The 25,487-nt window shown below is 72.7% G+C and carries 25 protein-coding genes and 2 pseudogenes; 14 read left to right on the top strand and 13 right to left on the bottom strand.

Annotation, left to right across the window (positions count from 1 at the left end):
• Positions 1-94: 94 nt before the first annotated feature.
• Entirely contained in the window at positions 95-1,660 is a 1,566-nt protein-coding gene (locus tag C6376_RS30260) for an AMP-binding protein (protein ID WP_107449275.1), read from the top strand.
• Positions 1,661-1,772: 112 nt separating this feature from the next.
• Here C6376_RS30260 and C6376_RS30265 read toward each other — a convergent pair whose 3' ends face one another.
• Positions 1,773-2,690, bottom strand: a complete 918-nt coding sequence (locus C6376_RS30265; RefSeq protein WP_107449276.1) for a hypothetical protein — start codon at positions 2,688-2,690, stop codon at positions 1,773-1,775.
• Between the two features lie 265 nt (positions 2,691-2,955).
• On the opposite strand from C6376_RS30265, the pseudogene C6376_RS30270 reads away from it, so the two are divergent.
• Positions 2,956-3,231 (top strand): annotated as a pseudogene (locus tag C6376_RS30270) (glyoxylate carboligase); the annotation flags it as partial.
• Between the two features lie 330 nt (positions 3,232-3,561).
• Here the strand turns inward: C6376_RS30270 and C6376_RS30275 are convergent.
• The gene (locus C6376_RS30275) at positions 3,562-3,801 is read right to left on the bottom strand and encodes a hypothetical protein (protein ID WP_107449277.1); all 240 of its coding nucleotides are present in this window, start codon (positions 3,799-3,801) and stop codon (positions 3,562-3,564) included.
• A gap of 249 nt (positions 3,802-4,050) precedes the next feature.
• Positions 4,051-4,217 (bottom strand): annotated as a pseudogene (locus tag C6376_RS44780) (hydroxypyruvate isomerase); the annotation flags it as partial.
• Between the two features lie 265 nt (positions 4,218-4,482).
• Between C6376_RS44780 and C6376_RS30285 the strand changes: the two are divergent.
• The 6 genes from C6376_RS30285 (at position 4,483) to C6376_RS30310 (ending at position 8,679) form a co-directional block, all read left to right on the top strand.
• Entirely contained in the window at positions 4,483-4,764 is a 282-nt protein-coding gene (locus tag C6376_RS30285) for a hypothetical protein (RefSeq protein ID WP_107446323.1), read from the top strand.
• A complete protein-coding gene (locus C6376_RS30290; RefSeq protein ID WP_107446324.1) occupies positions 4,761-5,129 on the top strand; it encodes a helix-turn-helix domain-containing protein in 369 nt (122 codons plus the stop codon). Before C6376_RS30285 ends, C6376_RS30290 begins: the two co-directional genes overlap by 4 nt.
• 178 nt (positions 5,130-5,307) lie before the next feature.
• Positions 5,308-5,817 (top strand): 2-oxo-4-hydroxy-4-carboxy-5-ureidoimidazoline decarboxylase, encoded by a 510-nt coding sequence (gene uraD / locus C6376_RS30295; RefSeq protein ID WP_107449278.1) that lies wholly within the window; start codon positions 5,308-5,310, stop codon positions 5,815-5,817.
• A gap of 8 nt (positions 5,818-5,825) precedes the next feature.
• Positions 5,826-6,224: a hydroxyisourate hydrolase gene (uraH, locus tag C6376_RS30300; RefSeq protein ID WP_107446325.1), complete on the top strand. Its 399-nt coding sequence runs from the start codon at positions 5,826-5,828 to the stop codon at positions 6,222-6,224.
• Between the two features lie 5 nt (positions 6,225-6,229).
• On the top strand, positions 6,230-7,177 hold the full coding sequence (pucL, locus tag C6376_RS30305) for a factor-independent urate hydroxylase (protein ID WP_107446326.1): 948 nt from the start codon (positions 6,230-6,232) through the stop codon (positions 7,175-7,177).
• Positions 7,178-7,299: 122 nt separating this feature from the next.
• Entirely contained in the window at positions 7,300-8,679 is a 1,380-nt protein-coding gene (locus C6376_RS30310) for an 8-oxoguanine deaminase (protein ID WP_107446327.1), read from the top strand.
• Positions 8,680-8,845: 166 nt separating this feature from the next.
• On the opposite strand, the gene C6376_RS30315 is transcribed toward C6376_RS30310, so the two are convergent.
• The 4 genes from C6376_RS30315 to C6376_RS30335 all read right to left on the bottom strand — a co-directional run bounded on the left by C6376_RS30315 (position 8,846) and on the right by C6376_RS30335 (position 12,526).
• A complete protein-coding gene (locus C6376_RS30315; RefSeq protein ID WP_107446328.1) occupies positions 8,846-9,448 on the bottom strand; it encodes a 3'-5' exoribonuclease in 603 nt (200 codons plus the stop codon).
• A gap of 557 nt (positions 9,449-10,005) precedes the next feature.
• Complete coding sequence (locus C6376_RS30325; RefSeq protein ID WP_107446330.1) at positions 10,006-10,428, bottom strand: thioesterase family protein; 423 nt, start codon at positions 10,426-10,428, stop codon at positions 10,006-10,008.
• 119 nt (positions 10,429-10,547) lie between these two features.
• Positions 10,548-11,183 carry a hypothetical protein gene (locus C6376_RS30330; RefSeq protein ID WP_107446331.1) on the bottom strand — a complete coding sequence of 212 codons (636 nt, stop codon included), beginning with the start codon at positions 11,181-11,183 and terminating at the stop codon, positions 10,548-10,550.
• Positions 11,184-11,317: 134 nt separating this feature from the next.
• The gene (locus C6376_RS30335) at positions 11,318-12,526 is read right to left on the bottom strand and encodes a pyridoxal phosphate-dependent aminotransferase (RefSeq protein WP_107446332.1); all 1,209 of its coding nucleotides are present in this window, start codon (positions 12,524-12,526) and stop codon (positions 11,318-11,320) included.
• A gap of 86 nt (positions 12,527-12,612) precedes the next feature.
• Here C6376_RS30335 and C6376_RS30340 point away from each other — a divergent pair, with 86 nt between their 5' ends.
• Positions 12,613-13,251 (top strand): helix-turn-helix domain-containing protein, encoded by a 639-nt coding sequence (locus tag C6376_RS30340; RefSeq protein WP_107446333.1) that lies wholly within the window; start codon positions 12,613-12,615, stop codon positions 13,249-13,251.
• 82 nt (positions 13,252-13,333) lie between these two features.
• Here the strand turns inward: C6376_RS30340 and C6376_RS30345 are convergent, their stop codons facing one another.
• From C6376_RS30345 to C6376_RS30355, 3 genes are read right to left on the bottom strand one after another with little or no spacing between them, the layout of a single operon-like run.
• The gene (locus tag C6376_RS30345; RefSeq protein ID WP_107449279.1) at positions 13,334-14,161 is read right to left on the bottom strand and encodes a hypothetical protein; all 828 of its coding nucleotides are present in this window, start codon (positions 14,159-14,161) and stop codon (positions 13,334-13,336) included.
• Positions 14,161-15,423, bottom strand: a complete 1,263-nt coding sequence (locus tag C6376_RS30350) for a VWA domain-containing protein (protein ID WP_107446334.1) — start codon at positions 15,421-15,423, stop codon at positions 14,161-14,163. Before C6376_RS30350 ends, C6376_RS30345 begins: the two co-directional genes overlap by 1 nt.
• 44 nt (positions 15,424-15,467) lie before the next feature.
• Positions 15,468-17,006, bottom strand: coding sequence for an IucA/IucC family protein (locus C6376_RS30355; protein WP_107446335.1), 1,539 nt, complete (start codon positions 17,004-17,006; stop codon positions 15,468-15,470).
• Positions 17,007-17,118: 112 nt separating this feature from the next.
• Between C6376_RS30355 and C6376_RS30360 the strand changes: the two genes are divergently transcribed.
• Genes C6376_RS30360 through C6376_RS30370 form a run of 3 tightly spaced genes read left to right on the top strand, consistent with a single transcriptional unit; the run spans position 17,119 to position 19,933 of the window.
• Entirely contained in the window at positions 17,119-18,717 is a 1,599-nt protein-coding gene (locus tag C6376_RS30360; protein WP_107446336.1) for an IucA/IucC family protein, read from the top strand.
• A 20-nt stretch (positions 18,718-18,737) separates the two neighbouring features.
• On the top strand, positions 18,738-19,652 hold the full coding sequence (locus C6376_RS30365; protein WP_107446337.1) for a HipA family kinase: 915 nt from the start codon (positions 18,738-18,740) through the stop codon (positions 19,650-19,652).
• Positions 19,649-19,933, top strand: coding sequence for a SelT/SelW/SelH family protein (locus C6376_RS30370; protein WP_107446338.1), 285 nt, complete (start codon positions 19,649-19,651; stop codon positions 19,931-19,933). The genes C6376_RS30365 and C6376_RS30370 overlap by 4 nt, the downstream gene beginning before the upstream one ends.
• On the opposite strand, the gene aceB is transcribed toward C6376_RS30370, so the two are convergent.
• Positions 19,923-21,548 carry a malate synthase A gene (gene aceB / locus C6376_RS30375; protein ID WP_107446339.1) on the bottom strand — a complete coding sequence of 542 codons (1,626 nt, stop codon included), beginning with the start codon at positions 21,546-21,548 and terminating at the stop codon, positions 19,923-19,925. The two genes, C6376_RS30370 and aceB, sit on opposite strands and share 11 nt — an antisense overlap.
• Positions 21,549-21,731: 183 nt before the next feature.
• Entirely contained in the window at positions 21,732-22,466 is a 735-nt protein-coding gene (locus C6376_RS30380) for an NTP transferase domain-containing protein (RefSeq protein WP_107446340.1), read from the bottom strand.
• A gap of 190 nt (positions 22,467-22,656) precedes the next feature.
• On the opposite strand from C6376_RS30380, the gene C6376_RS30385 reads away from it, so the two are divergent.
• On the top strand, positions 22,657-22,971 hold the full coding sequence (locus C6376_RS30385) for a DUF5955 family protein (RefSeq protein ID WP_107446341.1): 315 nt from the start codon (positions 22,657-22,659) through the stop codon (positions 22,969-22,971).
• A 28-nt stretch (positions 22,972-22,999) separates the two neighbouring features.
• Here C6376_RS30385 and C6376_RS30390 read toward each other — a convergent pair whose 3' ends face one another.
• Positions 23,000-23,800, bottom strand: coding sequence for an IclR family transcriptional regulator (locus tag C6376_RS30390; protein WP_107446342.1), 801 nt, complete (start codon positions 23,798-23,800; stop codon positions 23,000-23,002).
• A 276-nt stretch (positions 23,801-24,076) separates the two neighbouring features.
• On the opposite strand from C6376_RS30390, the gene allB reads away from it, so the two are divergent.
• Positions 24,077-25,414 (top strand): allantoinase AllB, encoded by a 1,338-nt coding sequence (gene allB, locus C6376_RS30395; protein ID WP_107446343.1) that lies wholly within the window; start codon positions 24,077-24,079, stop codon positions 25,412-25,414.
• The last annotated feature ends 73 nt before the right edge of the window (positions 25,415-25,487 follow it).

The following is a 25,487-nucleotide window of genomic DNA, read 5'->3' on the forward strand; positions in this document are numbered from 1 at the left end:
GGGTACCGACTCCGCGCCCGCTTCGCCGTCCGCCGCGCCGGGGACCGGCTCCGGGACCCTCTCCTCGTACGCCCACGGGACGAGCACGACCGCGCTGCTCGGGGACACGATCGGGCAGAACCTGGACCGGGCCGTGGCGGCCTGGCCGGACCGCGAGGCACTGGTCGACGTGCCGTCCGGCCGGCGCTGGACCTACGCCCGGTTCGGCGCGGACGTCGACCGGCTGGCGTACGCGCTGCTCGCCAGCGGGGTCGCCAAGGGGGACCGGGTGGGCATCTGGGCGGTCAACTGCGCGGAGTGGGTGTTTGTCCAGTACGCCACCGCCCGCATCGGCGCGATCATGGTCAACATCAATCCGGCCTACCGCACGCACGAGGTCGAGTACGTCCTGAACCAGGCCGGGATCTCCGTGCTGTTCGCCTCCCTCAGCCACAAGACGAGTGACTACCGGGCGATGGTCGAGCAGGTGCGCCGCAGGTGCCCGCAACTGCGCGAGACCGTTTACTTCGGCGATCCGAGCTGGGACGCGTTGCTGCGGCGCGGAACCCCCGATCTGTACGAGGATCTGTGCACGCGCAGGAGTGAGCTGTCCTGCGACGATCCCATCAACATCCAGTACACGTCGGGCACCACGGGCTTCCCCAAGGGGGCCACCCTCTCCCACCACAACATTCTCAACAACGGTTACTCAGTGGGTGAGTCGATCGCCTACAGCGAGCGGGACCGGATCTGCGTCCCGGTGCCCTTCTATCACTGCTTCGGCATGGTGATGGGAAACCTCGCGGCCACCTCGCACGGCGCCTGCATCGTCATCCCGGCGCCGTCCTTCGACCCCGGGGCCACGCTGGACGCCGTCCAGCAGGAACGGTGCACATCCCTGTACGGCGTTCCCACCATGTTCATCGCGGAGCTGAACCTGCCCGGCTTCGCCGACTACGACCTCTCCTCGCTGCGCACCGGCATCATGGCGGGCTCGCCCTGTCCGGTCGAGGTGATGAACCGGTTGGTCGCCGAGATGAACATGGCGCAGGTGTCGATCTGTTACGGCATGACCGAGACCTCGCCCGTCTCCACCCAGACCCGCCGGGACGACGACCTGGAGCACCGTACCGGTACCGTCGGCCGCGTTCTGCCGCACATCGAGGTGAAGGTCGTGGACCCCGTGGACGGCGTGACCCGGCCGCGTGGCCTCGCCGGTGAACTCTGCACCCGCGGATACAGCGTGATGCTCGGTTACTGGAACGAACCGGAGAAGACCGCCGAGGTGATCGACGCGGGACGCTGGATGCACACCGGGGACCTGGCAGTGATGCGGGAGGACGGTTATGTGGAGATCGTCGGCCGCATCAAGGACATGATCATCCGGGGTGGGGAGAACATCTACCCGCGGGAGATCGAGGAGTTCCTGTACGGCCACCCCGGGATCAGGGACGTCCAGGTCGTCGGAGTCCCGCACGAGAGGTACGGCGAGGAGGTGCTCGCCTGCGTGATCCCGGCCGACCCGGCGGACCCCATGACGCTGGAGGAGTTGCGCGCGTACTGCGAGGGCCGCTTGGCGCACTACAAGATCCCGAGCCGGCTGCAGATCCTGGACGCCTTCCCCATGACCGTGTCGGGGAAGGTGCGCAAGATCGAGTTGCGCGAGAAGTACGCCCTCTAGGACTCACGGCTCACGGCTCGAGGCTCACGACTCGGGTCGGCGGCGGCACCCGGGGCGGCGCCGCCGCACCGGGCGGTCAGGCGGTGGCCGCGGCGTCAGCCGCGCCGGAGCGTCAGCCGTCTCGGCCGTCGAGGGCGTCGGCCGGTGCGTTGACCGGCTGCGGGGTGCCGGTGAGGTCCAGTACGAACAGCGGAACGCACAGTTGGTCGGCCCGGGCACGGGCGTCGTCCGCGTACCCGGCGAGCGAGAAGTAGACGCACTCCGCGGACTCCGTCATGGCCGTCAGCCACAGGCATTCCACGTCCCGCAGCGTGGTGGGCCGCACGCTCGGGTCCACCTGGGCCAGGAGCCCGCGGGAGGCGAGGCCGATGCCGGAGGTGGGCCGCTGGTCGGCCCGCCGGACGTCCCGGTGCCCGAGCCAGTTCAGATAGAGCGCCGCCGAGGCGACCGCGTCGCGCGCCGTGCGGATGGCGACGGGACGGAAGGCGCTCCGGGACGCCGTCGGCGTCGGTGCCGCCGGCGTCCGCGATACCGGTGTCTGCGGCCTCGGTGTCTGTGACGTCGGTGGCTGCGGCTGCGGGGTGTGCGGCAGGGCTCCGGACGACGGCTTCCGTGCGCCCTCGGTATGCGGTTTCGGTGTCTGCTCGGGGCCGGGTGGTGCGGGCGCCGACGACGAGGACGCCGGCTCCGGGCCCGGTTCGACGGCGGGATCTGCGCAGAAGTGGCCAGGGGAGCGGGCTGCGGACGGATCGGCGTGCGCATCCGCGGGCGGGTCGGTCACGGGGAGGCGCAGCACCGTTCCGCAGGCGCATCCCAGTTCCGGATGCGGCCACTGGTCCCGGCGCCCGCACGCGGGACATCGCAGGGTGATCCACTCGTCGTCCCATGACCGGTGCGCCACGGCGCTCGGGGCCGTCAACCGGTCGAGCAGCGGTGTGACGGGGGTGCCGCACGCGCACGGATAGGACGGCGCGGTGTAGTGGTGCTCCCGCCGACAGGCCGGGCAGCGCACCTGCACGCTCACGGACATGACCCCCATCGTCCTCCTTCGGCACCCGTCTGTCCGTCTCTTGACGACCTTCGCGCCTCTAGTTACATATCTTCCAGATAATAGAAAAAGTTTTTCGTATTACGGAAGATGGAGTGAAATGGAGTTCGCGGAAAGCGGCGGAAGCAGTCGGAAACCAAGGGGAGGGCTCACCGCGGGACGCGACGGGAGAGTGCGTCCGACAGCTGAACCATCTGAAGCAGTCGAAGCAGGGGTACTCCAGGGCTTCGCCGCCATCGCCGCCTCGATGACAAAGGCGGCGGTCACCGTCCTGGAGGCCGCACAGGTTCCCGGCGTCTTCCAGCAGGCGTTCCAACTCATGCGTTCGGGCCGGCCGGGCCCGGTCCTGATCGATCTGCCCGTCGACGTCCAGCAGACGGAGATCGAGTTCGACCCGGACGCGTACGCCCCGCTGCCCGTGTACAAGCCGGCCGCGACCCGCCCGCAGATCGACAAGGCCCTGCGGATGCTGAACGCGTACGAGCGGCCGCTGATCGTCGCGGGCGGTGGCGTCATCGTGGCCGGCCGACGCCATCGAACTCCTGGGAAGGGGCGGCCCGTCCTCGGCGGTTTCTGGGGGCCGCCCCTTCCGCGTCCGTCCCCCTCGGACGGCGCGGGGCCCGCCGCCCCCGTGTCGGCGGGCCCCGCGTGCACACAATGTGCCCTGTCCGGCGGGCGGTTGCAGCCTGCTGAACGACGTTCAGAGGTTGATTTGAGGTTGCGGACCCGGACCACCCCTCGAAGTCCGCACGCAGCCACCTCTCCGAGCACCTCTACGACCCCCTCCCCGAGCACCTCTACGGCCGCCGCTTCGGTCGCCTCTTCGACCGGTCCCTCGGACCATCGCCCGGGACTACCCCTCGTGGTGCTCCTGAGACAGTCCCGGCCAGTCGTCGGGGCCACCGCCCTGCCATTCGACGAGTTCGCTGCGCTCCACTCCGGTCCGGTCGAGGTCGGCCAGGCGCAGGAGCTCGACGACGTCGTCGAGATGCGAGGCGACCCCGAGCACGGTGTCGCCCGAGGTGACCCGGCGGGACCCGTCCAGCGCCGGCGGATGAACCACGATGTGCGGATGTCGCGTCGGATCGCCCATGCCTTCAGCCTCCTGCGCCGGCGGCCGGTCCGCATGTCGGCGGCAGGGCAAGGCCGAACAGGGCAGGGCGAAACAAGGCAAGACAGGATTCGGCACGGCCGTGCCCGGCCCGGCAGGGCATGGCGGGAGGCAGCACGGCAAGGCGCCGGGTGACGCGGCACGGCGGGAGGCGACGCGCCATGAAGCGCGGCGCGCTCCCCGTCCGACGCGGTGTCGGCGGGGAGCGCTGGGCTGCGTGGACCGTCGGGCGGCGCGGGGCCGCGCGTCGAGCTCGGACCGCGCGGGGTCGGGGGAGTCGATCCAGGGCCACCACAGGTGAAGCCGGCCGCGGCGGCGGCCGCGGGGCGTTCCAGGAGCGGGAGTTCGGTGAGGAGGATCGACAGGTTGACGTTGAAGCGCTGGTCTTCGAAGCCCATAGGGGTTCCGCGCCCCCTTCCGTGACAGTCATTCCGTAATGTGGAAGTCGAGTTCTGTCTGTTGGGGGATTGCTGTCGGTTGGCGGGGCTTGTCAAGGGGGTGGAGAGGGGTGGGACGCCGCCCCGGGGTCCGGGCTGCGGCGCTCCCGTCGGGGGTCGGCCGCCGGGCGGCTGGCGGACTCCCGGGTGAGTGTCGGCCGGGTCCGTTAGGGTCGGGGTCCGGGTGTCGTCGGCCCGGTCCCGTTCGGAGAGGTGTGGGGGCGCGATGCGACTGAAAGTGGAGTTCACCACCGAGCCCTTCGATCTCGACGAGGCGCCGGCGCACGCGCTGGCCGCCCGTGCGGTGATCGAGGCCGCGGCCCTGGACGCGGTCGACGTCGGCCCCTTCGGCAATACCGCGCAGGGCGCCGCCGACGCCGTGCTCGCCGCCGTGGGCGACCTGTTGCGCACGTCTCTCGGCGCGGGTGCCACCAGGATCTCGCTCCAGGTCAACGTCATCGGGGACGCCCCGGACGGGATCGGCGACGTCACGGGGGCGGGCCGGTGAGCGCCACCGGCGACGACGCCTTCATCGCGGCCGTGAAGCCGCTGGTCGACGCGATGGGCGGCGAGATGCTCCCGCCGGACGAGGCCGGGGCCGAGGATGTCGTGCTGACCTGGCAGGGCGTCGAGGCCGTCGCCGTGCGTCTGCCCCAGTTCGCCGACTCCCTCGACCACATCCTGGCCGCCATGGAGCGCAGGAAGGGCAAGCCGCTCGCCGACCTGGACCGCAAGGCCAAGCAGGAGGTCGTGCGGATACTCGAGGCGCGCGGCGCCTTCTCCGTGCGGCACGGCGTGGAGACGGTGGCGAGCGCGCTCGGGGTGAGCCGCTTCACCGTCTACAACTATCTCAACCGGGACAAGGGCGCCTGAGCACCCGCGGGCGGCCGCGACAGGCCGCCCGCGGCCTCCCCGCCGCAACAGCTGCGGCGCGGCGGCGTTCGTCACCCGGAATTTTCAACAAAGTGTTGACTGGGTGTCGTCGAAGGGCGTTAGCTGGCGACAACCCGCTCAAGCACGAAGGCCGCCGTCCGCGGCCATGGAGGCTTCCGTGACGTCGACTTCCCCGTCCCCGGGCCTGGCCCGGTTCAACGGCCTCGAGGAGTCCGCGGCCCTCGCCGTGCTCCGTGAGGCGTGCGCCTCGACGGCGTGGGCTGACCGACTGCTCGCGGCCCGCCCCTACACCACCGCAGACGACCTCTACGCGGTGAGCGACGCCGCCACGGCCGGTCTGACCGCCGCCGACCTGGCGGAGGCGATGGCCGGGCACCCGCCGATCGGCCGCCCCCTGCCGGGTGATGCCACGTCGGCCCGTGAACAGCGCGGCATGACCGGCGCCTCCGAGGAGCTCAGGGCGCAGATGCTCGAACTCAACCTGGCCTACCAGGAGAAGTTCGGCCATGTCTTCCTGATCTGCGCCACCGGTCGCACCGGCGAGCAGATGCGCGACGCGGTCAGGGAGCGCCTCGGCAACGCGCCGGAGCGGGAGTGGGAGATCGTCCGGGCCGAACTGGGCAGGATCAACCGTATCCGCCTCGCCCGACTCGTCGAAGAGGACTGAGACCCGCCATGAGCACCAGCACCACCGCCTCGGTGTCCACCCACGTCCTGGACACCTCCGCAGGCCGCCCCGCCGGGGGTGTCGCCGTCCGGCTCCTCGCCCGTCCGGGCCGGGACGCCGACTGGCAGGCGCTCGGCGGCTCCGCGACCGACGCGGACGGCCGGTGCAGGGACCTGCCGGCACTGCCGGAAGGGACCGCCCAGGTACGGCTCGACTTCGCCGTGGAGCCGTACTTCGAGAACAAGCGAGCCGATCCGCAGCAGGACGCCCCCGCGCATCGGGACAGTGGCGCCCCCGCGGTGTTCTTCCCGGAGGTGGCGATCACGTTCGCCGTCGTGCCGGGCGAGCACTACCACGTGCCGCTGCTGCTCAACCCGTTCGGCTACTCCGTATACCGAGGGAGCTAGCAGACATGGCAGACGACCCCCGCCCGGGCCGCCCCGTGCTTCTGGGACAGAACCAGTACGGCAAGGCCGAGAACCGCGTCGTGAAGATCACGCGGGACGGCGCCACCCACCACATCAAGGACCTCAACGTCTCCGTGGCGCTCAGCGGAGACATGGACGAGGTCCACTACTCCGGCTCGAACGCCAACGTCCTGCCGACCGACACCACCAAGAACACGGTGTACGCGTTCGCCAAGGAGCACGGCATCGAGTCCGCCGAGCAGTTCGGCATCCACCTCGCCCGGCACTTCGTGACCTCGCAGGAACCCATCAGGAAGGCCCGGATCCGCGTCGAGGAGTACGCCTGGGAGCGGATCGACACCTCCGGCGCGGCCTCCCGCCCCTCCGGCGCGGACGACGCCAAGCACTCGTTCGTCCGCAAGGGCCAGGAGACCCGGCTCGCCCAGATCACCTACGACGGGTCGTCCTGGGAGGTCGTCTCCGGACTCAAGGACCTGGTCGTGATGAACTCGACGGACTCCGAGTTCTGGGGTTTCGTCAAGGACGAGTACACGACACTGCCCGAGGCCCGCGACCGCATCCTGGCCACCCAGGTCTCCGCCCGCTGGCGCTTTCGCTGGTCGCGCGACGAGCAGCCGGCGCCGGACTGGGAGACGTCCTACGCGCAGGTGAGGGAGCACCTGCTGCGGGCCTTCGCCGAGACGTACTCGCTGTCGCTGCAGCAGACCCTGTACGAGATGGGCTCGCGGATCGTCGACCGGTGCGAGGAGATCGACGAGGTCCGCTTCTCGCTCCCGAACAAGCACCACTTCCTCGTCGATCTGCAGCCGTTCGGGCTGAAGAACGACAACGAGGTGTACTTCGCGGCCGACCGGCCCTACGGCCTGATCGAGGCCACCGTCCTGCGGGACGGCTGTACGGCGATGATCCCGGCGGACCTCACCAACCTCTGACCGTCCCCCACCTTTTCGGCACCCGCGGCCGGCGGAGCCGCCTTCGCCCGGCCGCGGCACTCAAAGCTCCCGGGTCCTGCCGTGCCCCCTCCCCACAGCCCGTTGAGCGAAAAGGACGCACCATGGCAGCAGTCCAGCGCATCGTCGTCGAGAACGCCGCGATCGCGACCGTAGACGCCGAGGACACCGAGCACGCGGACGGCCATGTCGTCCTCGCGGGAAACCGCATCGAGTCCGTCGGCGCCGGCCGGGCCCCCGAGGGCCTTCAGAACGTCGTACGCCGCATCGACGCGACCGGGCATCTGGTCACGCCCGGCCTGGTCAACACCCACCACCACTTCTACCAGTGGATCACCCGGGGGCTGGCCACCGACCACAACCTCTTCGACTGGCTCGTGGCCCTCTACCCGACGTGGGCGCGCATCGACGAGCGGATGGTCCGCGCGGCCGCCCAGGGCTCCCTGGCGATGATGGCCCGCGGCGGCGTCACCACCGCCATGGACCACCACTACGTCTTCCCGCGGGACTCCGGCGACCTCTCCGGCGCGATCATCGGCGCCGCGCGGGACATGGGCGTCCGGTTCACCCTCGCCCGCGGCTCCATGGACCGCAGCGAGAAGGACGGCGGCCTGCCCCCCGACTTCGCGGTGGAGACGCTGGACGGCGCCCTCGCCGCCACCGAGGAAACCGTCGTCCAGCACCACGACGCCTCCTTCGACGCGATGACACAGGTCGCCGTCGCCCCGTGTTCGCCGTTCTCCGTCTCCACCGAACTGATGAGCCAGGGAGCCGAGTTGGCCCGTCGGCTCGGCGTGCGCCTGCACACCCACGGCTCGGAGACGGTCGAGGAGGAGAAGTTCTGTCACGAGCTGTTCGGGATGGGCCCGACCGACTACTTCGAGTCCACCGGCTGGCTCGGCGAGGACGTGTGGATGGCGCACTGCGTCCACATGAACGACTCCGACATCGACGCCTTCGCCCGCACGAGGACGGGCGTCGCCCACTGTCCGTCGTCGAACGCCCGGCTGGCGGCCGGCATCGCCCGCGTCCCCGACATGCTGGCGGCCGGCGTCCCGGTGGGCCTCGGCGTTGACGGCACGGCGTCCAACGAGTCGGGCGAACTGCACACCGAACTGCGCAACGCCCTGCTCATCAACCGCCTCGGAGCGCACCGCGAGGCCGCGCTGAACGCCCGTCAGGCACTGCGTCTCGGTACCTTCGGCGGGGCCCGGGTACTGGGCCGTGCCGCGCAGATCGGCTCCCTGGAGCCGGGCAAGCTCGCCGACCTGGTCCTGTGGAAGCTGGACACCCTCGCGCACGCCTCCATCGCCGACCCGGTCACCGCTCTGGTCTTCGGCGCGGCGGCCCCGGTCACCGCCTCCTTCGTGAACGGCCGTCAGATCGTCGAGAACGGACGGCTGGCGACCGTCGACGAGGACGCCGTCGCCCGCTCGACCCGCGAAGAGGCCCGACGGCTGGCACGCATCGCCGCGCAGGGCTGACCTGCCGAGGACTCCGGCCGAGGGGGACGGCCCTCGGCCGGATGCCGTGCACCCGGGTGGTGCACGGCGGCCGTGACCGGGGCGTGCGCTCGACGCGCGCCCCGGAACGGTCTTCGACCCGTCCGGGCCCCCGGTGGAGGGCCCGCACCGGTTCCCGGGCGTGGGATCACCCGGGGGAACCGGGCCCCGGCCACGCCATGAGGTTCGCGAAGAGCTCGGCCTGCTCGACCGCGTCGTCCAGCGCGTGATGCGTGTGGGGGCGCCGGGGCAGCAGCTCGGCCGGCATCGTCCGCTTCGCCACCGCCCGCAGCGGCAGCCCCGCCTTGACGGCGTACAGCGTCTTCATGTCGAGGCAGCCGGAATGCCCGAACGGACTCTCCCCGGTGAAGCGGATCAGATACCAGTACAGGAACGTCCAGTCGTACGAGGCCGGGTAGCCGCACATCACCGGTTGCGCGTCCTCGCCCACCTTGCGCACCCACCGGCTGAACTCGGCGAGCGCCAGGGCGGGGTCCCGCCCTTCCCGGAGAAGGCGGGCACGGTCGAGCCCGCTCACGGCGAGTGCCTCGGGAACGAACCGGTCGCTGATCGGCCGCAGTTCACGGTAGAAGGTCTGACGGGCGGGGTCGGCCGCGGTGAACCCGTCGGCGTCCTGGCGACCCGCGACCGCGGCGCCCAGGCTCAGCAACGAGTACGGCCCCGGGATCGGTCCGTCCGCCTCGACGTCCACCGAGATGTAGAGACTGGGTTTCACTCGTCGTGCGGTCATGGAGCCGGATCATCGCAGGACTGCCGGGTGCCCGGCATCCGATTTCAGTGCCGCCGCGGCACCCGGCAGGGCGTGGCCCGGGGCAGCCGGGCGGTGAAGAGGGCCGTCGGCGGGACGCCCGTCAGGCTGCGCCAGTCGCCAGTCGCCAGTCGCCAGTCGCCAGTCGCCAGTCGCCAGGCGGCGGTCGGCGGTCGGGTGCGACGGGTCGTACTGGGCGGCGTCGGCGGCGAGTTGCGCCCACGAGCGGAGGCCGCGTGCGTGAGGAGGTGACGGACGCGCTCGATGCGGGCGTCGTGCTTGGGGGAGACCCCGAGGCCGACCTGAAGAGGTCGCGCAACTGGTGCTCGCTCACGGCGCGTTCGCGCGCGACGTCGTGTACGGCACGATGTCCGGGGTGACGGCCGCCCTTCTGGTGGGGCTGCCCGGGTCGTCCGCACAGATCCTTCAGGGACCGGCGAAGGACCGGCGAAGGACCGCGGAAGGCTGCGGGACAACGCAGGAGATCCAGGAGATCCAGGAGATCCAGGAGATCCAGGAGACCGCGGGGGCCAAGGACCCTAGAGGCCGAACAAGGCCGGTTCGGCGGCCAGTTCCTTGAAGTAGTCCTGCGGGTTCGCGACCATCCTGCGTTCCTTCAGGTCCAGCAGGCCGCCCACCGCGCTCAGTTCGGCGGCGACCGTGCCGTCCGCCCTGGTGATGGTCTGCTGGATGCGGAACGTCTTGCCGCCGCCCCACTCGAAGACGCAGGACACGTCGACCTCGTCCCCGGCGAGCAGTTCACGCCGGTAGCGGATGGTGGTCTCCAGGGCGACCGGGCCCACGCCCCTGCCGATCAGGCCGGCCTGGCTGATACCCGCCGCCTGCAGCAACGACCAGCGAGCGTGTTCCGCGTAGTTGATGTACACGCTCTGGTTGAGGTGTCCCTGCACGTCGGTCTCGTATCCGCGGACGGTGACCCGGACGGAAAACGGCTCGCTCACTGCTTCCCCTTCTCGTCGACGCGCATGCGATGGCCTGTTCATCGATGCCGTGCTCGTCGGTGCCGTGCTCGTCGGTGCACCCAGCACCGGTGCACCGGACACCGATCTTGGCATGTCCCTCACACCCGGCGGGGGGAAGCCAGCAGATAGCGCGTTCTCGTCCGGGGTTCGGTGTGCTCGCCGACCTGCCAGCCCGCCTCTTGCAGTGCCGCCGCGCAGGCGCGCAACGTCGTGTCGTCGGGCCCGAGCACGGCGACCGCCTCCGGCTGCGGGGTGGCCCGTACCCGGTAGCCGTCCCCTCCGCCTGGTCCGGCGGGGCGGTGCCCGGCCGCCTCCAGGGCCAGCGCTGCCGCCCGCGCCAGGTGCGCGCGCTCCCAGCCGCAGGGCCGGTCCGTGTCGCCGTCCGGGTTGGTCATCCGGCGCAGCTCCAGCAGTCCCTGCCAGGCGCTGTGCACCTCTCGGACCCGGGCGGGGCCTGCCGCTCCGGTCTGCTCCTCGCCGCCGACGCGCGCGGCGAACACCTCGCCGCCGCTGTCCGCCTCCGGCGGGAGGGCCGCCGGCGGTTCGGGCACCGCCTCCCGGACGCGGTGGCCGGCCGGGGTGAGGAAGTGGTCGTGCGGCGGCCGGGGGTGGCGGAACGCGAGGCCGTGCCGCACCAGGGCGGCCAGCTGCGCCGGCGTGCCCCGCAGTCGCCCGGTGACGGGCTCGGCGGCGTCGATCACCCGCCGCTGGGCCGCGGTCGGCGGTCGTGTCACGGCCTGCTCCCTCCCGGCGACCGGCCACGGGTGCCCTGTGGGTTCCTGTGCGGGTCCTTGTGGTTTTCCTGTCCGTCCGAGGCTACGGCGGGGGTCTGACATTCCGGGCGGCGGTCACCGACCGCCCGGACCGGCTACTGTCGGTAGCCGCTCAGGAAGCGGCCGATCCGCCCGATGGCCGCCTCCAGGTCGTCGGCGTGCGGGAGGGTGAGGATGCGGAAGTGGTCCGGGGCCGGCCAGTTGAAGCCGGTGCCCTGGACGACCTGGATCTTCTCCCGCAGCAGCAGGTCCAGGACGAACTTCTCGTCGTCGTGGATCTTGTGCACCTTGGGGTCCAGGCGGGGGAACGCGTACAGCGACCCCTTCGGCTTCACGCAGGACACGCCGGGGATCTCGTTGAGCTTCTCCCAGGCCACGGTGCGCTGCTCGTGCAGGCGGCCGCCGGGCGCGGTCAGTTCGTGGATGGACTGGCGGCCGCCGAGCGCGGCCTGGATGGCGTACTGGGCGGGCGCGTTGGCGCACAGCCGCATGGACGCCAGCATGGTCAGGCCCTCCAGATAGTTCCTGGCGTGCTGTTTCGGGCCGGTGACCACCAGCCAGCCCGACCGGAAGCCGGCCACCCGGTAGGTCTTCGACAGTCCGCAGAAGGTCAGCACGACGAGGTCCGGGGCGAGGGCCGCGACCGAGTGGTGCACGGCGTCGTCGTACAGGATCCGGTCGTAGATCTCGTCGGCGAAGACCATGAGACCGTGCCGGCGGGCGAGGTCGAGGATGCCCTCGATGATCTCCTTCGGGTAGACCGCGCCGGTGGGGTTGTTGGGGTTGATGATGACGACGGCCTTGGTGCGGGCGGTGATCTTCGACGCCATGTCGTCCAGGTCCGGGTACCAGTCGGCCTGTTCGTCGCAGAGGTAGTGGACGGCCTTGCCGCCGGCGAGGGTGGTGACCGCCGTCCAGAGGGGGAAGTCGGGGGCGGGAATGAGGATCTCGTCGCCGTCCTCGACCAGGGCCTGCACGGCCATGGAGATCAGCTCGGAGATGCCGTTGCCGAGGAAGACGTCGTCGACGCCGACCTCCAGGCCCAGCGTCTGGTAGCGCCCCGCCACCGCGCGGCGGGCCGACAGGACGCCGCGCGAGTCGGTGTAGCCGTGCGCCCGGGGCAGCATCCGGATCATGTCCTGGAGGATCTCCTCCGGCGCCTCGAACCCGAAGAGCGCGGGGTTGCCGGTGTTCAGGCGCAGGACGCTGTGACCGGCCGCCTCGAGTGCGTCGGCGTGCTCGATCACCGGGCCGCGGATCTCGTAACAGACCTCGCTCAACTTGTTCGACTGCCGGAACTCCATGCGCGCTCGCCCCTCCGGTTGATGTGTTGCTTGGTTTTACCAAGTTCCAGCTTGGAAAGTCCAACGACATGTCTAGACTGCGTGCCATGTCACCTCGCCGAAGCTACGACCAGTACTGTTCCGCCGCACGCGCCCTCGACGTCGTCGGCGACCGCTGGACCCTGCTGATCGTCCGGGAGTTGCTCGCCGGCCCGCGCCGGTACACGGACCTGCACGCCGACCTGCCGGGCGTCAGTACGGACGTACTCGCCTCACGACTGAAGGACATGGAGCGGGACGGGCTGGCCACCCGGCGCAGGCTGCCCCCGCCGGGCGCGGCGTACGTCTACGAACTCAGCGGGCGGGGAGCGGAGTTGCTGCCGGTGCTGCAGGCCCTGGGGGTGTGGGGGGAGGGCGAACTGGGCGAGCGACGGCCCACCGACGCCCTGCGCGCCCACTGGTTCGCGCTGCCGCTGCTGCGCGGCCTGCAGAGCGGCGGGGTGGACGAGGGGCTGGTCGAAGTACGGCTGGAGGAAGGTGCGTTCCACCTCCACGTCGGGGAGGCCGGCGGGCCGGTCTACGGCGACGGCCGCGCCCCCCGGGAGCCCGACGCCCTGCTGACACTGGACTCAGGCGCCGCCGCGGCCGTCGCCCGGGGGGAGCTGGGCGTGCTGGACGCCGTGCGCGCCGGCCGGATCGAGGTGGCCGGCGAGGGCCCGCCGGCGAAGGCGCTGCGGTCGGCATGAGACAGGGGCCGCCGGCAAAGACCGCTGCGGGCCGCACGGGACAGGGCCCACCGCGTTGCGCGGTGGGCCCTGTGGGGAGGCGTCAGGCGCCCGGGGGCACGTGCCGGGGTCGTCCGGAGCCGCGGGTCAGCGTGTACCCGCCGATCCCGGCGAGGGCGGCGAGCACCGCGCCGATCGCGGTCCACACCCACCGGTCGGACCACCAGCCGGACGTCCAGCCGTCGTCCGGCTCGATGCTCGACAGCACCGCCGACGCCGAGGAATCGTCCTTCTTCGCCTCGGACTTGACCGCGATGCCCGGAACGAGGGGCTGCGCCAGCGAACCGTCGACGGCCGCGGAACCGCCGATGTCCTTGGAGTCCACCCGCAGTTCCGCCCCGACCGGCAGGCCCAGGTCGTCCGCCGTCAGCCCGAGGGCCGTCAGCCGGACGTAGTACGTGCCCGGCAGCGGGTCGTCGGCCCACGGCTCCGACCAGGCGCGCACCGTGCGCAGCACGCAGGCCAGTTCGACGGAGCTCGCGCCCGCCGCGGCGGTCCGCGTCTGGGCGCCGTACTGGCAGGCCTGCCGGCGCCGCAGACCGTCGTACACGTCGACCTGCCAGGTCTGCGCCGCATGGGTCGCGGGCAGCTTCACCGTCGCCTCGACGGTGGGGCGCTGACCGGTGTCCGCCGGGAACGACCAGTACAGGTAGTCGCCCGCGGAACCGTTCGCCGTCGCCTTCTGCCCCTGTTCGATCTCCGTCGCGGTCCGGAACGAGGTGCCCGCCTCGGTCGGCGCGGAGCCGCCGCCGGACGGACTCGCCGACGGCGAGGAGTCGGCCGCGGCCGGTGCGGCCGCGGGGCCGAGCGCCAGCCCCGCCACCGGCCCGAGCACCAGCAGGATGCTGCTCAACACACGGGTGATACGCATCAGTTGGTCCTCCAGACCGCGACCCGCCAGCGAGACGCCCAGCCCCACAGCACACCCGCGAGGAAGCCGACGAGCACCAGGACGCCCAGCAGCCACCAGCCCCGGCCGAGGCCGAAGGCGGCCACGTCGCTCGCCGGCGACGGACCGTCCACCACGTCCACGGTCAGCTCCAGCGGCATGCCCGGCGTCGTCTTCACGCCGGCCGCCGCCGAGTAGGAGTGGGTCACCTGGACGCACACCGTCTCGGCCGGAGCGTCGTCGTCGTCGCTCTTCGCCCTCGGGTAGCGCAGACCCGTCGAGATGACGTCGGTCCGGCCGTTGCCCGCGGCCTCGCCGCGCACGATCTCCCGGCCGTGCACGGTGACCGCCCGCAGCAGCACCCCGTAGTCGGGGCTCACCGCGCGGTCCGCCGCCACGCTCACCGAGGCGCGCAGCTCCCGGCCCGGCTCGACGTCGACCCGGTACCAGCGCTCCTGGCCGAACTCCTCGCGGTCGGTGTACAGCCCCGACTTCAGCGTGGGCGCCTTGGCGCAGGAGGCCGCGCCCTCCGCGGCCACCGGAGTGACCACGGGGTCCGCGGCCCGGTCGACCAACTGGTTCACGCGGTCGGTGAGTTCGTCGGTGTGCTCCACCGAGGTGTAGGTGCCGCCGGTCGCCTCGGCGATGCAGCTGAGCTGCCGGCGCATCTTGACGTTCGGCACCAGGCCGAGGGTGTCGATGGTCAGGCCGATGCCCTTGGCCGCTATCTCGCGGGCGACCTCGCACGGGTCGAGCGGAGGACAGGTGTCCTCGCCGTCGCTGATCAGCACGATGCGCTTGGAGCCGGTGCCGCCCTCGAGGTCGTCGGCCGCCTTCAGCAGGGCGGGACCGATCGGCGTCCAGCCGGTGGGCGACAGCGTCGCCACCGCCGTCTTCGCCTCGGTCCGGTCCAGCGGGCCGACCGGGTAGAGCTGCGCGGTGTCCTTGCAGCCCGTTTTGCGGTCGTCGCCCGGGTAGTTGGCGCCGAGGGTGCGGATGCCGAGGAGGACGTTCTCCGGGGTCGCGTCCAGCACCTCGTTGAACGCTTGCTTGGCCGCGGCCATCCGCGTCCCGCCGTCCATGTCCTTCGTCCGCATCGAACCGCTGACGTCGAGGACCAGGTCGACCTTGGGCGCGGCGGCGGTGGTCTCGTCGGCTACCGCCCCGGCCGGGAACGCGATCCCGGCCGCGAGCGCGGCGAGCAGGGCGCAGACGCCCGCCGCCAGCCGTTGTGTTCTGATCATCGGCGGATCCTATTGATCAGAGGCGGCCCGCCACAAAACGACGGTCAGTGCGCCCGCCACCGCAACGGGTTGGGCAGCTCGGCCCACCGGTCCCCGGGCGTCCCCGGCGACAGCCGCATCAGCGTCAGCGCCTTCGCGGGCAGCGGTTCCTCGCACAGCGCCACCAGGTCCGGGGTGCGCGGCAGGTCCCGCACGGCGCTCTCCAGGGCCGCCCCCAGCGCTTGGCCGCTGCCGGCCGTCCCCGCCAGCGCGCCCGCCACCAGCGAGCCGAACAGCTTGCGGCGCAGCACCGTCACGTCGTCCGTGACGATCCGTTCGGGCAGCCCGTCGGGCAGCGGGACGCCGTGCCGGGCCAGCCGCGCCGGACTCACCCGGATGTCGGCCAGGTCGCGGTAGACCAGCCGCAGCGGCTCGCCCGACGACGACAGCACCACCAGCAGGTTCTGGCCGTGCGCCTCCAGCGCCACGCCCAGCTCCAGCATGCGCAGTCCGACGGTGAGCCCGAGCCGCGCCAGCCGGCCCAGCCAGGCGCCGTCGCGGGGCAGTCCGGTGCCGGCCAGGGCGGCCACCGGGACGACGTGCTCGCCCGGACCGCCGTACTCCCGCGGCGACTCGCGCAGTACGGCCGCCAGGTCGGGCGAACGGGCGGTCGCGGCGCCCAGCGTCCGGGTCATGTGCAGCAGGCCGTGCGCGTGCGGCGCCAGGGTCTGCGCGAACGCCGACAGGACGGCGGAGGCGGCCACCGAGCCGACGGAGATGTCCCGCACCGAGGAGGTCAGCCGGGTGCTCAGCGAGGTCTTGACGTGCGGGCCGTCCGCGAGGGCGAGCGTGCGCAAGGACATCAGCGGGTGCGCCGCGACCCCCTGCGGACCGGTCCGGCCGAGCACATGCGCCGCCTGCCACGGATGCACCGGGATCAACAGCCGTGCGCCGTCCCGCAGACGCTCCGGCCACTCGCCCGACACCAGGCAGTCGGACGCGGCCGCCGGCAGCAGCCCCAGCCGCACCGTCGGCCGGTGCTCGGGACCGTACGCCAGCTGCTCGGCCACCGAGAAGCCGGGCCGCGCACGGCAGTTGGGGTGGTACGGATGCCCGTCGACGACCCGCTGCTCCCACTCCCAGTCCCGCGCCGGCCACTTCTTCGGGTCCGTCGGACAGGCGTCGTCGGGGTCCTGGCCGGCCCGCGACAACGCCAACGACGCCACGCTGTGGCCGAGTTCGGCGGCGAATCCGGCACCGTGCGGGACCGCCAGCTCCGCCAGCAGCCGGGCGGGGTCGTCGTACCCGGTGCCGTCCAGGCGCACCTCCGTCACACCGGGGGCTGTCGTGTACGGGTCCGCGGGCGGACCGAGCAGACGGCGGCCGTCCCGCAGCCGCAGCAGCAGCCCCTCCCGGCCCCGCGGACCGTACCCCTCGCGGCCGGCCACCCAGGGCAGCGGCTCGTGGGCGAGCGCCCGCCACAGCCTGGTCAGCACGGCCGCCCGCGCCCCGGGCAGCGCGGCCGCGAACCGCGGGCCGAGAGCGGGACGTACGGCGGCCAGTTCTTCGGCCAGGTCGGTCTCGACGCTGGGGGGACGGTGCACGGGGGAACTCCTGGGGGTACGGGTACGGCGTCGCGGACGGCTCGTGACGACAGCGATACTTGATCGTCTCCGCCCAGCAGAACCGTAGGGAACCAGGGAACCAGTGGATCGCGTGGACCTCAGCCCCCCGCCCCCCGAGCCGACGCCGCCCCCGCGGCCGCCGGCCGCCGGCGCCGCGGCACCGGCGTCGCCCGGCGGGGCTCCGGCACGTGGCGACGCCGTCGCGGGGCGTGCCGACGCGTACGCCGCCGCGCCGCTGCTGAACTGTCTGCTGCGCGAGCTCGCCGAACCGCTGCCCCGCGCGCCGGGCGGCGACGGCCGGCCGGTCCACCGGCTGCCCGGCGGCCGGCTGCTGCGCGTGCGCGGCGATCGCCGGCCGGCCGCCCCGGAGGTGTACGAGGCCGGCGCCTGGCGCCCGCTGGACCACCCCGGGCTGGTCGCCCTGACCGCCGAGGCGCTGCGCCTGCGCACCGGACGGGACAACCCCGGCCTGCCCGCCGAGATGATCGACAGCAGGGACGCGGTGGCGGCGCTGCTCACCGCACGCGCGCGTGCGGCCCCGCCGGCCGGCCTCTACCTGCGCTCCGAACAGTCCCTGATCACCGGCCACCCCCACCACCCCGCCCCCAAGGCGCGCGGCGGCGGTCCCGCGGCCGGCTGGCTGCCGTACGCCCCCGAGGCGCACGCCCGCTTCCCGCTCGTCCTGCTGGGGCTGCGCGAGGACGCCGTCGTCGAGGAGGGCGACACCGGCGCGCTGGACGCCCTCGGCGAGGCCCCGCCGGGGTACCGGCTGCTGCCCGCCCACCCCTGGCAGCTCGACCTCGCGGCCCGGGAGCTTGCACCCGCCTTCGCCGACGGCCGCCTGGTCCGGCTGGGCACCACCGCCCACGACGTCTGGCCGACGGCCGCCGTGCGCACGGTGTACGCACCCGAGCGGGACCTGTGTCTGAAGTTCAGCCTCGACGTGCGCATCACCAACGACATCCGCCGGCTGTGGCGTCACGACCTGCTGAAGCTGCGCCGGACCGACGCCGCGGCCGCCCGGGCCTTCGCCGCCTGGGACGGCCCGGCGGCCTGGCTGAGCGACCGCGGCTACCGCACCGCCGCCTTCGCCTTCGAGGCGCTCGCCGTCCTGGTCCGCGACGGACTGGCCGCTCCCGTGCTGCCCGGCGCGACCCCGCTGCTCGCCGCGGGCCTCGTGGAGGGCTTCGAGGGCAGCCCGCTGGCCACGACGACGGACCCGGCGAGGTGGTGGGAGGCGTACCTGTCGGCCGTGGTCCCGCCGGCCCTGGAGGCGTTCGCCGGCCACGGCGTCGTCCTCGAGGCGCATCTGCAGAACACGCTCGTCGCCGTCGACGCCGACGGCATCCCGGTGCAGGCCCTCTTCCGGGACGCCGAGGGCGTGAAACTCCTGCCGGAGGTGGAGCGGGCGGCCGGCTGGGAGCGGCTGGTGTACTGCCTGGTGGTGAACCACCTGTGCGAGGTCGCCGCGGCCCTCGTCGCCCACCACCCCGGGTTCGTCCCGTGGCCCGCGGCCCGCCGCGCACTGGCCCGCCGCGACCTCCCCGAGACGGCGGCCCTGCTCACCGCGCCCACCCTGCCCGGCAAGACGAACCTGCTGCTGCGCTGGACGGGGGCGGACGGCGCGGACGCCCGCTATCTGCCGCTGCCCAACCCGCTCGCCGACGACGCCGGCGGCCGCCGTACATGATCTGAATTACGCTGACCGGTGTGCTGCGCCAAGTGACCGCCGTCCGATACGTCAACCCGCTGAGGTCGGGCGGCTCCGTGCCCGGTGTCGTCGAGGCCGACGACCTCGGCACCTACGTCGTGAAGTTCACCGGTTCCGCGCAGGGCCGCAAGGCGCTGGTCGCCGAGGTGATCGTCGGCGAGCTGGCGCGCGCGCTCGGACTGCGCTTCCCCGAGCTGGTCCTGGTGCACTTCGACCCGGCGCTCGCGGCGCACGAACCGCACCAGGAGGTGCGCGACCTCCTCGACGCCAGCCACGGCGTCAACCTCGGCATGGACATGCTGCCGGGAGCGCAGGACTTCACCCCGCAGGTCGCCGAGTCCTTCGCCGTGGACCCGCTGGAGGCCGGCCGGATCGTCTGGCTCGACGCCCTCACCGTCAACGTCGACCGTACGGTCCACAGTTCCAACCTGATGGTGTGGCCCACGTTCGGGACCGTGCCGCCGCGGCTGTGGCTGATCGACCACGGGGCCGCCCTCGTCTTCCACCACCGCTGGGACGCGTCGGCACCGGACCGGGCCTACGACTTCCGCCACCACGCCCTCGGCCACTACGCCCCCGACACCCGCGCGGCCGACGCCGAGCTCGCCCCCCGGGTCACCGAGGAGCTGCTGCGCGCGATCGTGGCGGAAGTCCCGGACGCCTGGCTGGCCGGCGAGGAGGGCTTCGCGACGCCGGACGCCGTCCGGGAGGCGTACGTGCGCTACCTCCACGCGCGCGCGGCGGCCTCCGCGGCCTGGCTGCCCACCGGCTTCCCCAGCCGGGAGGAACGCGCGGCCGAGGAGGCCCGTCGCGCGGAGAAGACCCGGCAGGGCCGCCCGAGTTGGCTCAAACAGGTCCCCGACCTGCACGGCGAGCCGGCGGCGGAACAGGATTGGTCGGTGCACCTCGGATGAGACACGCCGTGGAGATCGAGTACTGCACCCGGTGCCGCTGGCTGCCCCGCGCGGCCTGGCTGGCGCAGGAGTTGCTGACGACCTTCGAGGCGGAGCTCGCGCACCTGTCGCTGAAGCCCGGCACGGGCGGCGTGTTCGTCGTCCGGGTCGACGGCGAGGTCGTCTGGGACCGCCGTGCGCAGGGCTTTCCGGAGCCCACCGCGGTGAAGCGGCTGGTGCGCGACCGAGTGGCCCCGGGGCGGACCCTGGGCCACTCGGACCGTCCGGAGGTCAGCCCCTGAGCTGCTCGTAGGCCGGCAGGGTGAGGAAGTCCGCGTAGTCCTCGTCGAGGGCGACCGTCAGCAGCAGGTCGTGCGCCTGCTGCCAGTGGCCGGCCGCGAAGGCCTCCTCGCCGATCTCGTCGCGGATCGCGGCCAGTTCCTCGGCGGCGACCTTGCGGGCCAGCTCGGGGGTGGCCTTCTCGCCGTTCTCGAACTCCACCCCGGCGTTGATCCACTGCCAGATCTGCGAGCGGGAGATCTCGGCGGTCGCGGCGTCCTCCATGAGGTTGAAGATGGCCACCGCGCCCATGCCGCGCAGCCACGCCTCGATGTAACGGATGCCCACCTGCACGGCGTTGACCAGCCCCGGGTAGGTGGGCCGGGCGTCGAGGGAGTCGACGGCGATCAGGTCGGCGGCCTCGACGTGGACGTCCTCGCGCAGCCGGTCCTTCTGGTTCGGCCGGTCGCCGAGGACCCTGTCGAAGGACGCCATGGCGATCGGCACCAGGTCCGGGTGGGCCACCCACGAGCCGTCGAACCCGTCGTCCGCCTCGCGGTCCTTGTCCGCCTTGACCTTCTCGAAGGCGACCTTGTTGACCTCGGCGTCGCGACGGGAGGGGATGAACGCGGCCATGCCGCCGATGGCGTGCGCGCCGCGCCGGTGGCAGGTGCGCACGAGCAGCTCGGTGTAGGCGCGCATGAACGGGGCGGTCATCGTCACGGCGTTGCGGTCCGGCAGGACGAACCTGGGCCCGCCGTCACGGAAGTTCTTGACGATGGAGAACAGGTAGTCCCAGCGGCCCGCGTTCAGCCCCGAGGCGTGGTCGCGCAGTTCGTAGAGGATCTCCTCCATCTCGTAGGCGGCCGTGATCGTCTCGATGAGCACGGTGGCGCGCACGGTGCCCTGCGGGATGCCGACGTGGTCCTGCGCGAAGACGAACACGTCGTTCCAGAGGCGGGCCTCCAGGTGCGACTCCGTCTTCGGGAGGTAGAAGTACGGGCCCTTGCCGAGGTCGAGGAGGCGCCGGGCGTTGTGGAAGAAGTAGAGGCCGAAGTCGACGAGGGCGCCGGGCACGGCGCGGTGGTCGGCGTCGACGAGGTGACGCTCGTCGAGGTGCCAGCCGCGCGGCCGCATCACGACGGTGGCGAGCTCGCTGTTCTCCTTCAGGGCGTACGACTTGCCGGACGCCGGGTCGGTGAAGTCGATGGCGCGGGTGTAGGCGTCGGCCAGGTTGACCTGACCGAGGACGACGTTCTCCCAGGTCGGCGCGGAGGCGTCCTCGAAGTCGGCGAGCCAGACCCGGGCCCCGGAGTTGAGGGCGTTGATCGTCATCTTGCGGTCGGTCGGGCCGGTGATCTCGACCCGGCGGTCGTCCAGGGCCGCGGGGGAGGGCGCCACCCGCCAGGAGTCGTCCGCGCGGATCGCGGCGGTCTCCGGGAGGAAGTCGAGCCTGCAGGTGCGGGCGATCTCGGCGCGGCGCTCCGCGCGGCGGGCGAGGAGTTCGTCGCGGCGAGGTGTGAACCGCCGGTGCAGTTCGGCCACGAAGGCGAGCGCCGGCTCGGTGAGGACCTCCTCCTGCCGCGGCAGGAGCTCGGCGTCGACGATGGCCAGCGGGGACGGCGCTGGTGCGGACATGAGCGGTCACTTCCTTCAGCGGTGGCACCGGGTGCCAGTCGAACCGGGTACGGCGAGCGGGACTCCGGACGAGCCAAGCCCTTCTGTTTAGTGGATACTAGTTTCCTCATCGTGGAAGTTCAATGGTTTGTTGATGTCGAGAATCTCCGGGGCGAGGCAAGGTGGCGCTCGGCGCCCGGGGGATCATTCGAGGTGCGCGAGATCCTCCGGGGTGTCGATGTCGAACGGCCGGGCCACGTCACCGCACTCGACGAGCGTCAGCGCCTCCCGGTGCTCGCCGAGATAGGCGCGCGCCCCCCGGTCGCCGGTGGCGGTCGCGGCGACGCCCGCCCAGTGGCGGGCGCCGAACAGGACCGGATGGCCGCGCTCGCCGTCATAGGCGGCCGACACGAGCGAGGACTCGCCCCCGTACGCCGCGAGCACCCGCGCCACCGCCTGCGGACCGATGCCGGGCTGGTCGACGAGGAGGACGAGCACCGCCCGCGCGCCGCCCTCCTCGGCCCGCGCGTCTCCTTCCCCGCTCCCCGCCCCGCCTTCCCCCGTCCGCGCCCCGCCTTCCCCCGTCCGCGCGCCGACCGCCGGCGGGCCGGCCGGCGGGGCCGGGCGGGGCAGCGAGGCGAGCCCGGCGCGCAGGGACGTGCCCATCCCCTGCGCCCAGTCGGGGTTCTCCACCAGCACGCACCCGTCGAGCCGGGCCCGCTCCCGTACGGCGTCGGCGGCGGCCCCGAGCACCACGTGCACGCGGGTGCAGCCCGCCGTGCGCAGCGTGCGCACCGCGTGCTCCACCAGCGGGCGTCCCCGGTGTTCGAGCAGTGCCTTGGGCCGCCCCCCGAGCCTTCGTCCCCCGCCCGCCGCGAGGATCAGGCCCACGACCTGGCTCTCCGCGCTCCTCGCGCTCTCGTCCCGTGTGTGCGTCATGCGTCCTGCATACCTGACGCGGCGTCGGACACGGGGTCTCCGGAGGCTGAATTTCGGTCCGCGCTGTGGCGCACCCGGCACGGGGTGGCGTTTACTGACCCGCGCGTCCCCCGGCGTGCGACCGGCGCCATGGGGAGGCGGGGCGGGAAGGCGCGTACTCGTGCTCGGCGGGGTGCGAGGGGGGAGAGCTGTGTTGCGGAGCTTGGGGCAGAGGGCAGTGACCGGCAGCGACGAGGATCCGAGGGTGGCGGAACTGCGGACCACGGTGTCCCGGCTCCGCCGCGAACTCGCCGCGCATCCGGCGGACTTCCCGGACCGGGTCATCGCCGAGGACGAACTCGCCGCGCTCGCCGCGATGGCGGCCCACGGCACCCCGGAGGTCCCCCGGTTACGCCGCTCCCTGCTGCTGATCGCCGGCGCCATCGGCTCGGTGAGCGCCCTGGCCCGCAGCCTGTCCGACGTGCGCGGCGCCGTGGAGCTCTTCGGGCAGGGCCCGCGCCGCTGAACCGCTGACCGCCGACCCGGGGCGTGGCTCAGCCGATTCCGTTGCCCGAGCTGGTCAGCGCCTGTGACAGCTGCGCCGCCACCTGCTGGAGCACCGGCACGATCTTCGCCGTGGCCTCCTCCGTGACGCGGCCCGCCGGGCCGGAGATGGAGACGGCCGCGGCGGTGGGGGAGTCGGGCACCGACACCGCCAGGCAGCGGACGCCGATCTCCTGTTCGTTGTCGTCGACGGCGAACCCGGCCTGCCGTACGTCCGCCAGCGCCGCGAGGAAGCCCTCCGGCGTGGTGATCGTCTTGTCCGTGGCGGCGGGCATGCCCGTGCGGGCGAGCAGGGCGCGCACCTCGTCGTCGGGGAAGCCGGCCAGCAGGGCCTTGCCGACGCCCGTGGAGTGCGGCAGGACCCGGCGCCCGACCTCGGTGAACATCCGCATCGAGTGCTTGGACGGCACCTGCGCCACGTACACGATCTCGTCGCCGTCGAGCAGCGCCATGTTCGCCGTCTCGCCGGTCTCCTCGACCAGGCGGGCCAGGTGGGGGCGGGCCCAGGTGCCCAGCAGCCGGGATGCCGACTCGCCCAGCCGGATCAGCCGAGGGCCCAGCGCATAGCGGCGGTTGGACTGCTGGCGGACGTAGCCGCAGGCCACCAGGGTGCGCATCAGACGGTGGATGGTGGGCAGCGGAAGCCCGCTGCTCGCGGACAGCTCGCTCAGGCCGACCTCGCCGCCCGCGTCGGCCATCCGCTCGAGCAGATCGAAGGCGCGCTCGAGGGACTGGACCCCTCCGCCGGCGGACCTGGCGGAGTCGGTGGTGCTGGCGCTCGACGTCGGCACGGCGCGTCCTTTCGCTACGGGCGGGCGGGGCTGAAGCCTACCCGTCGGTCGGTTGACTCCCGGTCTGTGCATAGCTACGTTCTGCTGCACGGAATTATCATTCCGCTTTGCGGAAACGTCCAGGGCGGCGGTGGCGGGCGCACTGTGGGGGAGTGCGCCCTTGACGGCTCGGGGGTGGGAGTGAAGACTCCTTCAACAGAACGTTGAATTCCGTTACGCGGAAGTTTCCGAACGTTTCTGACAGTTGACCGGAGTGCACGGAAGAGAGGGGTCCGGGTGTCCGAGGCCGAACTGGTGCTGCGCTCGAGGCGCGTCATCACCCCCGAGGGGATGCGCCCCGCAGCGGTCGCGGTGGCGGGCGGCGCGATCGCGGCCGTCCTGCCGTACGACGCCCCCGTTCCCGGGGGTGCCCGCCTGGAGGACTTCGGCGACGACGTCCTGCTGCCCGGCCTGGTCGACACGCACGTGCATGTCAACGATCCCGGCCGCACCCACTGGGAGGGCTTTTGGACCGCCACCCGCGCGGCGGCCGCCGGCGGCATCACCACCCTCGTCGACATGCCCCTGAACTCCCTGCCGCCGACCACGACGGTCGAACACCTCCGCGTCAAGCGGGAGGTCGCCGCGGACAAGGCGCACATCGACGTCGGCTTCTGGGGCGGCTCCCTGCCCGACAACGTCGAGGACCTGCGGCCCCTGCACGACAACGGGGTCCTCGGCTTCAAGGCGTTCCTCTCCCCGTCGGGCGTGGACGAGTTCCCGCACCTCGACAGGGACGCCCTGGCCCGCTCCCTGGCCGAGATCGCCGGCTTCGGCGGCCTGCTGATCGTGCACGCCGAGGACCCGCACCACCTGGACGCGGCCCCGCAGCGGGGCGGTCCCCGGTACGCCGACTTCCTCGCCAGCCGCCCGCGCGGCGCCGAGGACACCGCCGTCGCGCACCTCGTCGACCAGGCCCGGCGGCTCGACGCGCGCGTGCACGTCCTGCACCTCTCCTCCAGCGACGCGCTCCCGCTGATCGCCGCCGCCAAGGCCGACGGCGTCCGGATCACCGCCGAGACCTGCCCGCACTACCTGACCCTGACCGCCGAGGAAGTGCCGGACGGGGCCAGCGAGTTCAAGTGCTGCCCGCCCATCCGCGAAGCCGCCAACCAGGACCTGCTGTGGCAGGCCCTCGCCGACGGAACGATCGACTGCGTGGTCACCGACCACTCGCCGTCCACGGCCGACCTGAAGACCGACGACTTCGCCACCGCGTGGGGCGGCATCTCCGGCCTCCAGCTCAGCCTCCCGGCGGTCTGGACCGAGGCCCGCCGACGGGGCCACGGTCTCGAGGACGTCGTGCGGTGGATGTCCACGCGCACCGCCGCCCTCGTGGGCCTCGACCGCAAGGGCGCGATCGAGGCGGGCCGCGACGCCGACTTCGCCGTCCTCGCCCCCGACGAGACCTTCACCGTCGACCCGGCGGCGCTCCAGCACCGCAACCGCGTCACGGCGTACTCCGGCCGGACCCTCCACGGCGTCGTGAAGTCCACCTGGCTGCGGGGCGAACGCATCGTCGCCGGCGGCGAGTTCACCGAGCCGAAGGGCCGACTGCTCACCCGCAGCCCCTGACGCCGACGCCGCAGGGCGCCCGCACCCGCGCACCCGCACCGCGCTCCCCGCACCCGCACCCGCACCCCGCACC

Origin of the sequence: Streptomyces sp. P3 (genome assembly GCF_003032475.1) — a bacterium.
Taxonomy (GTDB): Bacteria; Actinomycetota; Actinomycetes; order Streptomycetales; family Streptomycetaceae; genus Streptomyces.

Bases quoted from the DNA above. Each gene is read 5' to 3' on its own strand.
- C6376_RS30265 (WP_107449276.1), bottom strand. From the start codon at position 2,690: ATGTCCGTGAGCGTGCAGGTGCGCTGCCCGGCCTGTCGGCGGGAGCAC.
- C6376_RS30275 (WP_107449277.1), bottom strand. From the start codon at position 3,801: ATGGGCGATCCGACGCGACATCCGCACATCGTGGTTCATCCGCCGGCG.
- C6376_RS30285 (WP_107446323.1), top strand. From the start codon at position 4,483: ATGCGACTGAAAGTGGAGTTCACCACCGAGCCCTTCGATCTCGACGAG.
- uraH (WP_107446325.1), top strand. From the start codon at position 5,826: ATGAGCACCAGCACCACCGCCTCGGTGTCCACCCACGTCCTGGACACC.
- pucL (WP_107446326.1), top strand. From the start codon at position 6,230: ATGGCAGACGACCCCCGCCCGGGCCGCCCCGTGCTTCTGGGACAGAAC.
- C6376_RS30310 (WP_107446327.1), top strand. From the start codon at position 7,300: ATGGCAGCAGTCCAGCGCATCGTCGTCGAGAACGCCGCGATCGCGACC.
- C6376_RS30315 (WP_107446328.1), bottom strand. From the start codon at position 9,448: ATGACCGCACGACGAGTGAAACCCAGTCTCTACATCTCGGTGGACGTC.
- C6376_RS30335 (WP_107446332.1), bottom strand. From the start codon at position 12,526: ATGGAGTTCCGGCAGTCGAACAAGTTGAGCGAGGTCTGTTACGAGATC.
- C6376_RS30340 (WP_107446333.1), top strand. From the start codon at position 12,613: ATGTCACCTCGCCGAAGCTACGACCAGTACTGTTCCGCCGCACGCGCC.
- C6376_RS30345 (WP_107449279.1), bottom strand. From the start codon at position 14,161: ATGCGTATCACCCGTGTGTTGAGCAGCATCCTGCTGGTGCTCGGGCCG.
- C6376_RS30350 (WP_107446334.1), bottom strand. From the start codon at position 15,423: ATGATCAGAACACAACGGCTGGCGGCGGGCGTCTGCGCCCTGCTCGCC.
- C6376_RS30370 (WP_107446338.1), top strand. From the start codon at position 19,649: ATGAGACACGCCGTGGAGATCGAGTACTGCACCCGGTGCCGCTGGCTG.
- aceB (WP_107446339.1), bottom strand. From the start codon at position 21,548: ATGTCCGCACCAGCGCCGTCCCCGCTGGCCATCGTCGACGCCGAGCTC.
- C6376_RS30380 (WP_107446340.1), bottom strand. From the start codon at position 22,466: ATGACGCACACACGGGACGAGAGCGCGAGGAGCGCGGAGAGCCAGGTC.